The sequence below is a fragment of the Prevotella phocaeensis genome, assembly GCF_900065875.1.
Lineage (GTDB): Bacteria > Bacteroidota > Bacteroidia > Bacteroidales > Bacteroidaceae > Prevotella > Prevotella phocaeensis.
Genome location: NZ_LT160626.1, coordinates 38,326 through 53,663, shown reverse-complemented (window position 1 = coordinate 53,663; position 15,338 = coordinate 38,326). Strand labels below are relative to the sequence as shown.

Here is a 15,338-nt window from a genome sequence, read left to right as displayed (position 1 = left end):
GCGACAAGACTATTGTCTTTCGTAGACAACCGCTTTCTTTACGCCGTCTCCAGACTGTAAAGAAAACCTGTACATGGGCTTCTCGTCCTCGGTTTTCGTTACGAATGTGCAGAAATCGTCTATCTTTTTCCCATCTACTTCCGTAACGGTATCGCCCACACGCATACCGTCTGCATACACTTTACTCTGTTCATTGATCAGACTCACTATAGGTTTACCGTCGACAGGCACCACGAAAAAGTCGGACGGTTGGCGATCTACATGGCACGTATCGCCATCATGATAAGGTCGGAAAATAAGTCTTTCGCGGAAAGGATCAATAATTACCGATCCATATTGCAGCATCCGACAGCCCAAGAGCGAGTTTCCAACGCCGGTACTTGTCGGTACACCGAAGAAAGACATCCTGCCTACGCGCAATCTATCTAACTGCAACACCACGATTTCGTGCTCTTTTCCCGTACCGAACACCCCCATACTCGTGCGTCCCACGCCCGTCCATCGCACCTGTTTGCGCATTTTTTCGGCAACAGGCATAAACTTTTCCTTGTCTGTTTGGACAAACACGTCGAATGCCCCAACCTTGTTCATTGTATAGAAGCCATTGAAACCGGTATCAAAGATAGCTTTATCTTTACACGAAGCCGATGGCTCGAGCTCTACAACGGGCACTCCGTGCATCTCGTAAGGTAGCATTATGCCCTTTTCCTTACGGAAGAAGTCTTTGCGGTCGGTCAGTATCAGTACCTTATTTCTTAGGTCGATCTTAACCAAAATGCCTTTGCAAAAGAGGTTAAAACCGATAACACCGTCGTTGAAACAATCTGAAATGACCGACGGAGGCACCGTTGCAGCAGGATAATCAGTAATGGAAAGACTGCCTAAGCGCATGAGCGGGAGCCTTACCAACCGCGTTTTCCGCCCGATATTATGGCTATCGGTCACGACAACCGATGTATCTTTACACAACGATCTTATGGCGGAATTATCATGAATGCCCCCCATAGTGGCGCCTGTATCAAGACATAAGTTGTATGTTTCGCCGTCTATCGCCACTGCAAGAATGATCTGTCCGCGACGGTAGTTGATGGGAATAGTGTCGACAAAGTCTTTTCGATCGATCGTAAAGTCGATGTATGTGCTGTTTTTTGATTGTGCAAAGGCCGTAAACGCAAGTACAGAGCCTACGAGGAGTAGCAGATAACGCAGACGAATAACGGATATGAAAACCATAAACGACAGATATGCCTTTATTTTCCTTCGGCCAATTCGGTCAAGAGAGCCTCTAATTTATCGGAAACCACGGTGCCTAATACCACTTTACCCTCCTTGTCGATAAGATACATCGAGGGTATCCACTTCACACCGTATGCTTTCGAGATGTCCGTATCGTGGAACTTCTTGAGTTCGCTCACCTGCCTGTAAGCAATACCATATTGCTTTATCGCCTTTTTCCATGCCTCCTTGTCGGTATCGAACGATACTCCAAGGAACTCAAATCCCCGTTTATGAAACTTATCATACATGCGTACCAAGTTCGGAGCATCCTTCCGACAGTCCGGACACCACGATGCCCAGAAGTCGAGTATAAGGTATTTGCCTTTAAAATCGCTCAACTTCACGGTCTTCCCATCGGGTGTTTTCAGGCTGAACGCGGGCACTGCGGTTCCTACCTTGAGCAACTCCGTGGCGTACTTCGCATCGGGATCGGCGTCATCTGCCGTCTGTGCCGCTGCTGTTTGCTGCATTGTCATCATCATTAGCACGGCTATAAGCCACATTAAATTCTTCTTTATCGGTTTCATTTTTCCGGTCTGTTTTAATCGTTTATAATGCCACAAAGAAACAAAAAAAGCAGGAAACAGCCAAATCTTCGGGGTGTATTAATTCTTTTTACAGGAAATAAAATGCCGGCGAGGCCTATTTATCTGTTCTGTTCGATGCAGACACGGCAGCTTTTTCCATATCCCGTCGCGATTTGGACTTGGTTACCATCCACACACCCGTAAAGACCAAGATCGTTGCAAGGCCCTGACTCCACTTGAAAACACCTATGCCGGTAAGCACGCTTACTACTACCGACACCAACGGTTGTACGTAATTGTAGATGCTCACCACCGTAGGACGGAGCGTCTTCTGCCCTACCATCGTAAGCAGATAGCTCACATAAGTGCCGAAGAAGACCACATAGCCAGCCTCCCAAAGCGTAGTATCGGCGATGTTCTTCCACTCTATGGCTCGTATATGGCCGTTGGTAAAGGGCAAAACGAACGCCACAGCCCATGTAAACATCCATTTGTTGACCGTAAAAACGCTATATTTCCTGATCAGTTTGTTGAACAACGACAGATAGAGCGCAAACGAAAACTGCGCGGCAAGGCAAAGTACGTCGCCCGATATACTGCCCACCTTGGCATTTACTGCCCCCATACTCGTCATAATCAGTATCAATGCGCCGCAACAACCTGTAAGTACGCCCAACACTTTCTTGCCTGTAAGCGGTTCATGCAGAATGGCAAACGAGAGTATCATGGCAAAGATCGGCATCGAGGTGGTCATGATACTGGCATTGATAGGCGATGTTATGCCCAGTCCGATGGTGAAACAGCACTGGTTGCACACCAGTCCGAACACGGCAGCACCGGCAAACAGCAGCACATCTTTTAAGGGAACATGCTCTTTGGGGGCAAATATAGAGGTGATCCAGAATAGAACTGCGCCGCCAAGAACGCGGAAAGAAACCATGCAGAAGCTATCTATACCGTGCGTCATGGCATCTTTTCCCACGGGCGACATCAGTCCCCAAAAGGCACATGCCATAAACATACTTAAATGAGCAATAAGAGGTTGCCTGTTTATCTTTTCCATCTGTTATTCGTTAAATCAAGCACAAAGGTAGTTATTTAATTCTTGTTTTGCCATTCGTAATTGGTAATAAATTGCTATATTTGCCATGTCGGGCAAGACAGACGGTACATCTGTCTGCAACAGACAATAAATGTAACACCGATAAAGCTATGAAGTATGCGGATTATATAGTACAGATAGAGATAGAATCTCTATGGAGCGGGCAGAGACATGTGGTGTGGAACCTCGATCGGCAGGTAAACATATTGAGCGGAGTCAATGGGGTTGGCAAGAGTACAATATTGAACAAAGTGGTAAAGGGATTGGCTGCAGGAGGCGAATTTCCAAGCCATATGCTCAAAGGAGTGCATCTGAAAGTGAGCCCGGAAGACGCTAAATGGATACGATACGATATTATTCGCTCGTTCGACCGGCCTCTTATCAACGCCGACACACTAACTAAAATGGACGCAAGTCTGGCAACCGAGCTCGATTGGCAGTTGTTCCAGCTGCAACGGAAGTATCTCGATTATCAAGTAAATGTCGGTAATCGCATCATACATATACTGCAAAGCGGCGCTGCAGATGCCGCCTTGGAGGCTCAACGCATATCGGAACCGAAGAAAATATTCCAAGATACGATCGATAAACTGTTTGCCGAGACCGGTAAAAAGATTATCCGTAACGAGAATGAGATACGTTTTACACAGATAGGAGAGACACTTTTCCCCTATCAACTGTCGAGCGGAGAGAAACAGATGCTCGCTATACTGCTCACAGTTCTTGTGGAAGACAACAAACCTTATGTGCTCTTCATGGACGAACCCGAGGTTAGTCTGCACGTAGACTGGCAACAACAGCTCATCGACCTGATACTGCAGCTCAATCCCAACGTGCAGATAATACTTACAACCCATTCGCCTGCCGTTATTATGAATGGCTGGATAGACAAGGTAACCGAGGTTTCAGACATTACAGACCGAGAGAATTGAACCCGTAACACTAACGAAAGGCTGCAATATGGGGCACAGATTGCAAGAACATTTATCGTCGGTATACTTGGAAGCCGCCAACCGTTTGAACTCTAAACGGTCGAGGCGTCGCATCGTGGCATACGTCGAAAGCTACGATGATGTATTCTTTTGGCGGTCTGTCTTAGGTAAATACGAGAACGAAAGACTGTATTTTCAGGTGATGCTCCCCTCGCGCGTCAGGCATTTAGAGCGCGGAAAGAAGGCCGTACTCATGAACCTACTTTCGGAAAAAGTCGGTACAGACATGATAGCCTGTGTAGATGCCGATTACGATTACCTTATCCAAGGCGCCACATCGACCTCTCGAACGGTCGTAGACAATCCGTATGTGTTCCATACTTACGCATACGCCATCGAAAACCTGCAGTGTTATGCGCCTTCGTTGCACGATGTATGCGTGATGGTTACACTGAACGATCACGCTATTTTTCCATTTACCGAGTATATACGGCTGTTTTCCGAGGCTATCTATCCCCTCTTCGTATGGAATATATGGTTTTATCGCACGCCAAACTATGGAGAATTCACCATTACAGACTTTCTCCGTGTAATAGAAACGGGCAATTTCAGCGTTCAACATGCCGAGGATATTCTGCAAAACGTGCGCAGGAAAGTGGAAAAGAAAGTAGGACAACTGAAAAGAAACCACCCGAACGCTAAGGATAGTTACCTAAAATTAAAGGACGATTTGCGGCGTCTTGGCGTAACACCCGATACCACCTATTTATATATACAGGGGCACCACCTCTTCAACAAAGTGGTGCTACCGATGCTGAACAAAGTATGTAACCGTCTTATAAGGGAACGTGAGAACGAAATATCGTACCAAAGTCTGCACTATACCCAACGGAGAAACGAGCTGTCTTGTTACAGTAACAGCGTCGGAGATATCGCCTCGATGCTCAAGAAGAACACCGGATACCTGTCATCCGAACCTTTCGCGCGCATTCAAGCCGATGTGGAACGCTTCGTAAACGCTATTTTACCTTCCACAGAGCCTTCACTTCATCGAACGACACATTAAGTCCGCCATCCTTACCCCTATCGGGATCGATAATCAGATGGTCGCATTTTGCGGCATCTATCCCTGTCATGTACCCGTTTCCGGCAATGGTCAGCGTACCTATACGGTAATTTTCGCCGTACAAGGCGCCACTTTCGTTTTCGTCACCCGGTATAAGCCGATAGAAGATATTGCCCGCTTTAGAATTGTAGAGATGCAGCGTAGGATGCCCAACGATACGGAGTCGGCCGATTTCCGTGCCCGTACTAAGGGTGATAACGCCCGGTGTACGAACGGTAAGTTCGGGAAGTTTCGCACCTTCGAGCACAATTTCGTGTTCATATTTCAAATTGATATTCTCGAGACCTCGGTCTGCCAAAAGTTTTATCTTCAACGTGTCGCTACTATAAATAGTATCCGGATCGATCTTGTTCATATCGGCATTCTGCAACAGTCTCAAGTTTTTTCGCAGCAAACTCTTGCCTTCATCAGATACGCGGATACGCAACGTGTTGCCTATCTGCACCACCTTGAATACTTCCGAAGGATAATTAACGCTGCAGCCATTACCGGTTGTGTCGGGTACAATAACTAACTGCAGCTGCACATTCGCACTGTCGAGCAGATCAATCCGCCCGTCGAACACGACATTATGTACCATCTTGAGCTTACGGTCGGCCATTTTTGTTAGGTTAAACACGTCAGACAGCTCCTTTTCAGGCACCAAAAAGAGCAAGATAAATATAAAAGGTATAAGGATAAGCATACCCAATGTGATGTATGTAGTCTTCTTCATCTTCTGTTCCTCCTATTATAAACGGTCGATAATTTCAAGTTCTTTGAGCCGTCGGTACGACAACCACCAGCTGAAAAGGATAAGCACAACAAAGAAAACACGTAACAACGTGTTGCGAACAACAAACTCCTCATTAAAAAAGCCAGTAAATACACCGGAGAAAGACATAAAGACAAAGGCATAATACCATATTAGAAAGAACAGAACAACCGACGATGCAAGCACGGCACGCCGTGGAAAAAACACTCCTCCAAGTAAATAGAAAGAGACGCATCCCCCATAAAATATAAAGAAATCTATTATATCCGTCGCAGTTTCATATTTCCCGCAAAGGCTGAACAGCGTTATAGGGAGCTTGCTATAGATAGGAGCAAACACCGCTACGCGGATAAGGTCGGCGGCATAGAAGCACGCGAAAAACACGACAAGGAACATGGGAACCTGCATCACCCACCGCACCAACCAGCTTTCGAACATGGAAACGGGTGTGGTAAGCACCCCTATTCGTTCGCTTTTACGCCTGCTGTCGTGCAAGAACCTCGATGCAACAAAGCAGCCAAGTATAACGATCACCACTTTAAAAATAACTTCCTCCACCGATCGTTGGGGATCTATATCGGGAATTTTTATGTTGTATTTTACGATTTCTTCATTACTATAAGAAGAATAAGTTTGTATGGAAGTCCACATAATACATACCAATAGGCCTGCAAAAAGGATCACAGAGCGCATCAAGTTGGTGCGCCAACGTTCGACAAACAACTTTTTGAAGTAGCCTGCAAAGCGGCTCCATTCATAGAATTCGTTATTGCTCATGATTATTCTCCTTACTCTTTAAAGTATCTTTGTAATATTGTTCGAGGTCTATCTTGCCGTCTTTGCGAATGCTGTCGGCATCTGTTTCGGCGATAATGCGTGTTCCATCGATCATTACAATATGGTCGAGCACCGCCTCGATGTCCTTAACTTGATGCGTAGCCACCACGAATATGCTTTCTTCATTGCGGCCCTTGGTAAGGAAAGTGCGGAACTGTTCCTTGCTAAGTATATCGAGTCCGTTGGTCGGTTCGTCCATCAAGAGCACACGGGTGTGGGTTGCCATAGCGAAACTCATAAAGATTTTCTTGCGTTGACCGAGCGACAACTCGCTCAATTTGGCATCTGTATGCGTATTAAACACATCTAAATAGGTGTTCATATCTTCTTCCGAGAAGCGCGGATAGAACATACGGTTGGTTTCTATGTAGTGTTTAAGGGTAACGTTCGGCAGTTCAAACTCGTCGGGCACGATAAATATCTCGCGCATCGTGCCGGGCAACCGCTTCCTAACGTCCGTTCCGTTGTAGGTAACCAGCCCGCTTTGCGGCGTCAGCAGGCCCGACATAAGGTAGAGCATCGTAGACTTGCCCGTGCCGTTGGCGCCGAGCAGTCCGTATATATGCCCGGGCGACAACTCCATATTGAAATCTCTAAACACGGCACCCCTTGTCTTTTTGTAGCTGAAAGTCAGCCTCTTCACTTCCAATGTACTCATATTATCATTGTTGTTTAGTTGAAATAATTGCGCTTTTAGTGCTGTTCTAAGTACTCTAATATAGGCTTTTGAGGATATATCCGGGAAAAATAGCCGTCTCATCCGTCTCATTCAAAAAGAGAGGGGTTACCCCCCGAAACAGAAACCTATACAAACTACTTTTATTAAATGCCCCGTCTAAATATCTTACACTACCCATCTAAAACATTTACATAGCCTGTTTAAAAACGATACTTATAATATATTTGCAGCAAACAGACGACAAACGCCGTTCTGAAAACACGCTCTTTCCCTTGGAAAAACGAGGGTGGAAAGAGATTGTACGTAGAAAGTAAAAGAATTCGGTTCACTCCGTGCCTCCCCTTTCCAAAGGAATAAATACGATTATAACAGGATTACGCTCCTACGGAAGAGGCAGGAGAAAACCCTTTCTCTCCATGCCTACACGTAGGTTTCGAGGAACTTAACGGTTCCAGACACCTTGATCGTCCGTGTTGTTGCCGGCAACAGAATGCTCTCTCCTGCACGGATAACGCATTCGTTTCCCTCATTATCGACGATAGTTCCCTCACCTTTCATGCCTATAAGTATCACAAAGCTGTCGAGTTCGCTGTAATCGATGGTCATAGGTTCGTCGAGATCGTAAACCGCAGTGCAGAAATACGGGCACTGCACAAGGCTCACGCCTTGGTTTTTCTGCGGAACATACTCTGTTCGATAGTTATTCTCGACCTTGAAGTTGATACATTCGGCAGCCTCTTTCGTATGCAATTGGCGGTAATGACCGTCCTTATCTTTGCGCTTGAAGTCGTAGATACGGTAGGTAACATCGGAGGTTTGCTGTATTTCGGCCAAGAAACAGCCGGTACCGATGGCGTGAATACGACCGGCAGGAAGGAAAAACACGTCGCCCTCTTTTACGCTGTACTGCGCCAAGGCATCGGTGATAGTGTCGTCTTCCACCTTCTCTTTATACTGTTCGGGCGTAATCTGTTCCTTCAATCCGCAATAAAGTTTGGCATCAGGTTCGGAGTTCATGATGTACCACATCTCTGTTTTTCCGCGACGCTTGCCTTGTCTGTGGGCAATCTCATCGGTGGGATGCACCTGTATACTCAAATCCTGACGGGCATCGATGAACTTGATAAGCAACGGAAACTCATCGCCAAAGCGTTCATAATTGTCCTTTCCCACGAGCTCGCCCTTATATCTGCGCACGATATCATTGAGCGATTGGCCTGCAAGATAGCCCTCGCTCACCATCGTTTCGTTATCTTTAACACCGGAAATCTCCCAACTTTCTCCCACATTATCGAGCTTCTCGCTGAGATGTTTGAACGGTATAATCTTGTCTCCCCCCCAGATTGTCTGCTTTAGCAGCGCTTTGAATTTTAATGGTTTCATGCGTTTATTTTATTTGTTTATAGTTATGTGGATCGCTTTTCGGGCGATATAATCAGTTTTCTTTCCAGAACTGCGGCGTAAAGATGACGAGAACGGTAAAGATTTCCAAACGGCCTATGAGCATCATCAGCGAGCACATCCACTTCGCAAGGGCCGGTAACATGCTCCAAGACATGGTAGGTCCGATTTCTATACCCAGTGTAGGACCAACGTTTCCGATACTGCTGAGGGTGATGGTTATGGCATTCGTATTGTCTACTCCTACCGCTATCATGGTGAAAGACACAATAAGACAAAGAATAAGGTACACGGTGAGGAAAGCCAAAAGCGTAACACGTTTCTGCTGCTGTACGTTCACACCGTCGATTTTCATAGGCAACACCGCATTGGGATGCAGTATCTGTCGGAATTCGTTCTTAATGATTTTGAGCAACATTACGCCACGTATGCACTTCATACCGCCGCTTGTACTGCCCGAACAGGCACCGAAAAACATGCAAATGGCAAGGATTACCCATGTTACATGCGGCCACTTGCCCGCATCATCGTTGAAGAGACCGGTGGTAGTGATAAACGATACTACTTGGAAAATGCCCGAACGGAAGGCATGTTCTATGTCGTAATGATTACGAATTATCAGTTCAAGCATGATAAACAGTGAAAACGAAACGATCAGAAGCAAGTAGAAACGGAACTCTGCATTGCTGAAAAGCTGCTTGAACTTAAACTTTGCTGCCGAAAAATATAGCAAAGTGAAGTTCACTCCTGATAGGAAAGTAAACACGGTGCATACATATTCCAGCGTAGGAGAATGAAAATAGCTGATACTCTCGTTATGAGTAGCGAACCCGCCTGTGGCTGTTGTCGACATCGAAAAGTTCAGTCCGTCGAACCAGTTCATACCTCCAAGCAGATAACACCCGAAACATGCTGCCGTAAGAACGAGATATACCATCCATATCCATTTGGCACTCATCGACAATCTCGGGTGTAATTTGGAATTGATCGGGCCGGTTGCTTCTGCCGAAAACACCTTAACGGAGCCGCCGACCATCGAGGGAAGGAGGGCAATCGTGAAGAATACGATGCCAAGACCGCCTATCCACTGCGTTAAAGAACGCCAGAAAAGCAAGCCATGCGGCAATATATCAACGCTATCTATTACGGTTGCGCCGGTTGTAGTGAACCCCGACATGGTTTCGAAATAGGCATCTGTGAAGCTTGGAACGTAGCCGCTGATGATGAAGGGTAACGTTCCGAAAAGGCTGAACACCATCCATGCCAACGTTACAACGAGGTAAGCATCGCGTAAGGATAGGAAATTATCGGCATTACGCCCCACATGTCGGAGCACGAAAGCGCAAAATAACGTCGTTATAACCGATACAATGAAGGCAAAGAGATCGTCTTCATTGTAACAAAGTGCCATAACAAGGCAGCATATCATCAGCGATGCTTCGATGAAAAGCAACGATCCTAATATCTTGTATATGATTTTAAAATGAATCATTCCTCCTAAAAAGCCGCCTCGGGCGGCATTGTTTGTTATGCTTAAATGAAGAACTTCTCGATATTCTTCATATTCAGACCGTAGCAGAACACCACAACCGTGTCGCCTGCCTGTATCAAAGTGTTGCCCGAGACAAGCATTCCTTCGCCGTTTCTCACAATACCTCCGATGGTCATACCGCGCGGCAAGCCCAGTTCACGCACCGGTTTTTTGGTAACTCTTGCACCCTCTTGCGGCACAAACTCGGCCACATCGGCGTTCACTGTCATAAGAAATCTTACGTTCATCACATTGGCATCGAGCATCATCTGGTATATATGGCTGGCCGCAATGGCTTTCTTGTTGATGATGGTTCCTATATCCAAACTCTCCGCCATGCTCACATAATCCAAATTTTCTACCACGGCAACGGTCTTTCTCACACCGAGTCGCTTGGCTGTGAGGCATGCAAGAATGTTCGTTTCGGCATTTCCGGTAAGGGCAACGAATGCCTGTGTGTTGTTTATTCCCTCTTCCTTGAGCAAATAGGTGTCGCGTCCGTCGCCGTTAATCACCAATGTTTTGTCGGTTCTCAGTAGTTCATTCAGCTCTTCACAGCGTTTCTCGTCGATCTCAATGATCTTTGCATGCATGTATTCAGGCATGGTTTCAACGGCTCGAATGGCCGTCGAGCCGCCTCCCATTATCATTACATTCTTCACATCTACATAATGTTCCTTCCCTACCATCTTACGAATAAGGGGAATATACTGCTTTGTAGTCATGAAATAAACAAGATCATAGAGCTTTAATTCATCGTTTCCGCCCGGAATAATGGTATCTCCGTCACGCTTAATGGCCACGACATGGTAAGGATCGTCGGGCCCGCAAAGGTCTTTCAACGGACGGTTAAGTATCTCACACGTCTCGCGCAACTTAATTCCGAGCATTACCAAAGCTCCGTCGTGCACATCCCAACGCTGCCTAACCCATGACATTTTCAAGCCATTATTAATATCCTTTGCGGCCAACATCTCCGGACAAATGATGGAACTTACCCCAAGATTCGAGAAAAACTCATGCAACTGTGGCTCCGTGTACTCTGCATCATCGATCTTAGCCACGGTCTTTTTAGCCCCCAGCGCCTTGGCCAACATGCACGAAGTCATATTCAAATTTTCGTCGGGCGTAACGGCTATGAACAGATCAGCATTGCTCACGCCCGCCTCCTTCAACGCTTTTATACTGTTAGGCATGGCCTGCATGGTAAGCAGATCGAACTCGGTATTGATTTTGTTCAACCGTTCGATGTCTTCATCTATTAGCGTTATGTCTTCATGATCGCGCGACAAGAGCTTGGCCAAATGGGTTCCGATGACATAAGCACCGATAATGATTATCTTCATTGCAGCAATACTTTCTTAATAGATTTTTTATCCAATCCTACGATTTCACGGAGCTGTTCTACCGTTCCGTGCTCTATAAACTTATCAGGCACACCCATTCGCACCACTTCGGGCTTGAACTTGTGGTCGTTCATCCAATCTAAAACAGCCGAACCCATACCGCCATTGCGCACTCCATCTTCTATCGTGACGATTTTCGAGAACCGTGTGCCCACTTCATTCAGTATATCTTCGTCGAGCGGTTTGGCAAAACGCATGTCGTAGAGCGCAATCGAACGCGGCTCACCGGCATTTGCAGCTTCGGTTTCTGCCTCGGTTATCGCTTCAAGAGCATCGTTCCCGAGCGGTCCGAGGCTCAACACAGCCACGTCGTTGCCACTCTTTATCTTACGTCCGGTGCCCACCTTGATTTCTTCGAGCGGGCATCTCCAGTTCACAGTATCGCTGTTTCCGCGCGGATAACGTATCACGAACGTACCTTTATCGGGCAGTTGAGCCGTGTACATCAGTCGCCTTAACTCATGTGCATTCATAGGAGAAGCGATGGTGATATTAGGAACAGGGAGCAAAGCAGCAAGATCGAACACGCCATGATGCGTAGGACCGTCCTCTCCCACCAAGCCTGCACGGTCGAAACACAGTACTACCGGCAGGTTCAACAGCGCCACATCGTGAATGATATTATCGTAGGCACGCTGTGCAAACGCACTGTATATGTTGCAAAAAGGTACCAATCCGTCCTTCGCCATGCCGCCCGAAAAGGTAACGGCATGCCCCTCTGCTATACCTACATCGAATGTCCGATCGGGAAACTTCTCCATCATAATGTTCATAGAGCAGCCTGTAGGCATCGCAGGAGTTACGCCTACGATACGTTCATTGGCTTCTGCAAGCTCTAAAAGCGTATGCCCGAACACCTCTTGATACTTGGGCGGTCGCTGTGAGCAGTCGGTAACAAGCCGTTCTCCCGTAGAGGCATCGAACTTCCCCGGTGCATGCCAGATGGTTGCACTCCTCTCCGCAGGCTCGTAGCCCTTGCCTTTGGTGGTATGAAGATGCAGGAGTTTCGGCCCTTTCATGTCTTTCAACTGTCGCAACACACGTACTATTTCCTTCACATCATGCCCATCGAACGGTCCGAAATAGCGTATATTCATGCCTTCGAAGATATTCTGTTGATGACTGATGGCCGATTTGATGGCATTATTCAGGCGGATAATGCCCTTACGTCTGTTCTCGTTAAGGTAGCCTTTTGCATGCAACCATTGCGACGCCTTAAAGCGCAAACGGTTATAGGTTTCGTTGGTATCGAGATTGAGCAGATATTTTTCCATTCCTCCTACGGCTCGATCGATGCTCATATCGTTATCGTTAAGCACGATCAACAGGTCGTTCGGTGTAGACGAAACATTATTCAATCCCTCGAAAGCCAGCCCTCCACTCATAGAACCATCACCGATTACGGCCACTACATGGCGGTTTTCGTGGCCTGTTTTCTTAGCCGAAACGGCCATACCCAGCGCTGCAGAGATGGAATTCGATGCATGTCCGCAGGCAAAAGTATCGTACTCGCTCTCACAGGGCGTAGGAAAAGGCCTGATACCTCGCAATTTACGATTGGTACAAAATATATCTCGCCGCCCTGTAAGTATCTTATGTCCGTAAGCCTGATGCCCTACGTCCCACACGATACGGTCGTTTGGCGTATCGAAAACGTAGTGTAAAGCCACCGTTATCTCCACAACGCCTAACGAAGAAGCAAAATGTCCCGGATTTACCGATACCTCTTCGATGATATCTCTCCGTAATTCTTTGCAAACATCCGGCAACTGTTCAATGTCTAACCGGCGCAAGTCTGCCGGATAATTGATCTTGCTTAATAATCCAAATTTACTTTCATCCATCGAAATTCGGTATGAATAACCATGCAAAGGTAATGCAATTCGGGAACAAAACAAAATAAAAGGTACTTTATTTAGAACCGGATATCTTGCTTCTATGTAGTATATATGTTTATTAAAATAAATCGGCATCATATTGCGAATGACTATATAAACAAAACAAAAATATCCATTCGCAGTATTACGTCTACTTTCTTTCGTCGGCGGACAGTATATCTGTCGCCGGTAGAAGTACTATTTATCGGCGACGTTTTATAGACCTATTAAATATAAACCGTATATCTGTTTCTTAAAAAGATATCTCTTTCTTGTTCAAAATCTTTTGCGGAACCAAGAAAAAAGCACTATCTTTGCAGAAGATAGGCTGCATTCGGCAATTTGAAAACAAGCTTTCATTGCACTCGTTTGCACTATCTTTGCAGAAAATAGGCTGCACTCGGCAATTTGAAAACAAGTTTTCATTGCACTCGTTTGCACTATTTTTATAAATTAAATGAATTCTACAAAGCACCTATGAACAGGAAAATCGCATTATTAAGCACTTGTTTAGCAGTTTCAGCAGTTATGATCGCACAAACTAAAGATGGCGGAATATCGCCACAGATGCTCGAAAAAATAGACATGGCGCAGGTTCATTCCTCCACCAGCAAGGCGCTCTTCAACGCTATTGCATCCAATAATATCGACGATTTGGCAAAGAATTACGCCAATAAAGGAACGATAGATACTTATTTCAGCGTAGAAACACCCAAGCAAAACATACACAATCAGCAGAGTAGCGGGCGCTGCTGGATGTTTTCCGGATTAAATGTATTGCGCGCAAACTTCGCTAAAGCGCATCAAGATACACTGTCTGTGGAGTATTCACAGGCTTATCTCTTCTTTTACGACCAGTTAGAAAAGGCTAATTTGATGCTTCAAGGCGTGATAGACAATGCAAAGAAGCCTCTTACAGATGCCCGTGTGCAATTCTTCTTTAAGAATCCAATCAACGATGGCGGTACATTTTGCGGCGTTGCCGACCTCGCAGAGAAATACGGACTGGTACCTATGAGCGTGATGCCCGAAACCTATTCTACCGATAACACCAAGACCATGGCCCGCATGATATCATCTAAACTGCGTGAATATGGCTTGGAATTACGCCGAATGGTGGCAGATGGCAAGAAAACAACGGCCATCCAAGCCCGCAAGACAGAGATGCTGTCTTCGATATATCACATTCTAACGCTCACAATCGGCGATCCTGTTAGAGATTTTATATACGCCTTCACCAACAAAGAGGGCAAGGCACTTACGCCGGCCAAACGGTATACGCCGCTCACATTCTACAAAGAAACGGTCGGAAAGGCCCTCAACGGCTCTTTCATTATGGCTATGAACGATCCGCGCAGGCCATATTACAAGACTTACGAAGTGGAATACGACCGACACATGTACGACGGACATAACTGGAAATATGTGAATTTGCCCATAGAAGATATTGCCCGAATGGCCATTGTATCGCTACAAGACGGGCATAAACTGTACTCCAGCTACGATGTGGGTAAGCAATTAGACCGTAAGCGGGGCTATCTTGATACCGAAAACTATGATTATGGTTCGCTTTTCGGTACCACTTTCGGCATGAATAAGGCCGACCGTATTGCCACATTCGATAGTGGCAGCACCCATGCCATGACGCTCACAGCAGTTGATCTGGACGAGAAAGGACAACCAAAGAAATGGAAAGTGGAAAACAGTTGGGGCACCGACTACGGACAGAAAGGCTATCTCATCATGACAAACCGCTGGTTCAACGAGTTTTCTTTCCGCATGGTTATCGACAAGAAGTACGTTCCCGAGAACATACTCAAGGCCTCTGAGCAGAAAGCAACGATGGTTGCGCCCGACGATCCGCTGTTCGGAATGGATGATTAAATCC

The 15,338-nt window shown here is 46.2% G+C and carries 13 protein-coding genes; 3 read left to right on the top strand and 10 right to left on the bottom strand.

Translation table 11 applies throughout. From position 1 onward, the window contains the following. Window positions 1-9: 9 nt before the first annotated feature. The 3 genes from BN3912_RS08415 to BN3912_RS08405 all read right to left on the bottom strand — a co-directional run bounded on the left by BN3912_RS08415 (window position 10) and on the right by BN3912_RS08405 (window position 2,868). Window positions 10-1,233 (bottom strand): aspartyl protease family protein, encoded by a 1,224-nt coding sequence (locus BN3912_RS08415; protein WP_023983733.1) that lies wholly within the window; start codon window positions 1,231-1,233, stop codon window positions 10-12. A 17-nt stretch (window positions 1,234-1,250) separates the two neighbouring features. Further along, entirely contained in the window at window positions 1,251-1,805 is a 555-nt protein-coding gene (locus tag BN3912_RS08410) for a peroxiredoxin family protein (protein WP_023983734.1), read from the bottom strand. A gap of 115 nt (window positions 1,806-1,920) precedes the next feature. After that, complete coding sequence (locus tag BN3912_RS08405; RefSeq protein ID WP_023983735.1) at window positions 1,921-2,868, bottom strand: DMT family transporter; 948 nt, start codon at window positions 2,866-2,868, stop codon at window positions 1,921-1,923. Between the two features lie 149 nt (window positions 2,869-3,017). On the opposite strand from BN3912_RS08405, the gene BN3912_RS08400 reads away from it, so the two are divergent. Continuing rightward, a complete protein-coding gene (locus tag BN3912_RS08400) occupies window positions 3,018-3,839 on the top strand; it encodes an AAA family ATPase (protein WP_004369711.1) in 822 nt (273 codons plus the stop codon). 28 nt (window positions 3,840-3,867) lie between these two features. Beyond that, the gene (locus BN3912_RS08395) at window positions 3,868-4,905 is read left to right on the top strand and encodes a DUF4435 domain-containing protein (protein WP_023983736.1); all 1,038 of its coding nucleotides are present in this window, start codon (window positions 3,868-3,870) and stop codon (window positions 4,903-4,905) included. Here BN3912_RS08395 and BN3912_RS08390 read toward each other — a convergent pair. From BN3912_RS08390 to dxs, 7 genes are all read right to left on the bottom strand, one after another. Next, window positions 4,859-5,680 carry a hypothetical protein gene (locus tag BN3912_RS08390; protein ID WP_023983737.1) on the bottom strand — a complete coding sequence of 274 codons (822 nt, stop codon included), beginning with the start codon at window positions 5,678-5,680 and terminating at the stop codon, window positions 4,859-4,861. The two genes, BN3912_RS08395 and BN3912_RS08390, sit on opposite strands and share 47 nt — an antisense overlap. Before the next feature lie 15 nt (window positions 5,681-5,695). After that, window positions 5,696-6,496 carry a hypothetical protein gene (locus tag BN3912_RS08385; RefSeq protein WP_023983738.1) on the bottom strand — a complete coding sequence of 267 codons (801 nt, stop codon included), beginning with the start codon at window positions 6,494-6,496 and terminating at the stop codon, window positions 5,696-5,698. Then, window positions 6,486-7,214, bottom strand: a complete 729-nt coding sequence (locus BN3912_RS08380) for an ABC transporter ATP-binding protein (RefSeq protein ID WP_023983739.1) — start codon at window positions 7,212-7,214, stop codon at window positions 6,486-6,488. Before BN3912_RS08380 ends, BN3912_RS08385 begins: the two co-directional genes overlap by 11 nt. A gap of 441 nt (window positions 7,215-7,655) precedes the next feature. Beyond that, the gene (locus BN3912_RS08375) at window positions 7,656-8,618 is read right to left on the bottom strand and encodes a type I phosphomannose isomerase catalytic subunit (RefSeq protein ID WP_023983741.1); all 963 of its coding nucleotides are present in this window, start codon (window positions 8,616-8,618) and stop codon (window positions 7,656-7,658) included. A 52-nt stretch (window positions 8,619-8,670) separates the two neighbouring features. Beyond that, window positions 8,671-10,128 carry a TrkH family potassium uptake protein gene (locus BN3912_RS08370; RefSeq protein WP_023983742.1) on the bottom strand — a complete coding sequence of 486 codons (1,458 nt, stop codon included), beginning with the start codon at window positions 10,126-10,128 and terminating at the stop codon, window positions 8,671-8,673. A gap of 41 nt (window positions 10,129-10,169) precedes the next feature. After that, on the bottom strand, window positions 10,170-11,513 hold the full coding sequence (gene trkA, locus BN3912_RS08365) for a Trk system potassium transporter TrkA (RefSeq protein ID WP_023983743.1): 1,344 nt from the start codon (window positions 11,511-11,513) through the stop codon (window positions 10,170-10,172). After that, on the bottom strand, window positions 11,510-13,417 hold the full coding sequence (dxs, locus tag BN3912_RS08360; protein WP_036859075.1) for a 1-deoxy-D-xylulose-5-phosphate synthase: 1,908 nt from the start codon (window positions 13,415-13,417) through the stop codon (window positions 11,510-11,512). Before dxs ends, trkA begins: the two co-directional genes overlap by 4 nt. Before the next feature lie 510 nt (window positions 13,418-13,927). Between dxs and BN3912_RS08355 the strand changes: the two genes are divergently transcribed. Further along, on the top strand, window positions 13,928-15,334 hold the full coding sequence (locus BN3912_RS08355) for a C1 family peptidase (RefSeq protein ID WP_023983745.1): 1,407 nt from the start codon (window positions 13,928-13,930) through the stop codon (window positions 15,332-15,334). Window positions 15,335-15,338: the final 4 nt, after the last annotated feature.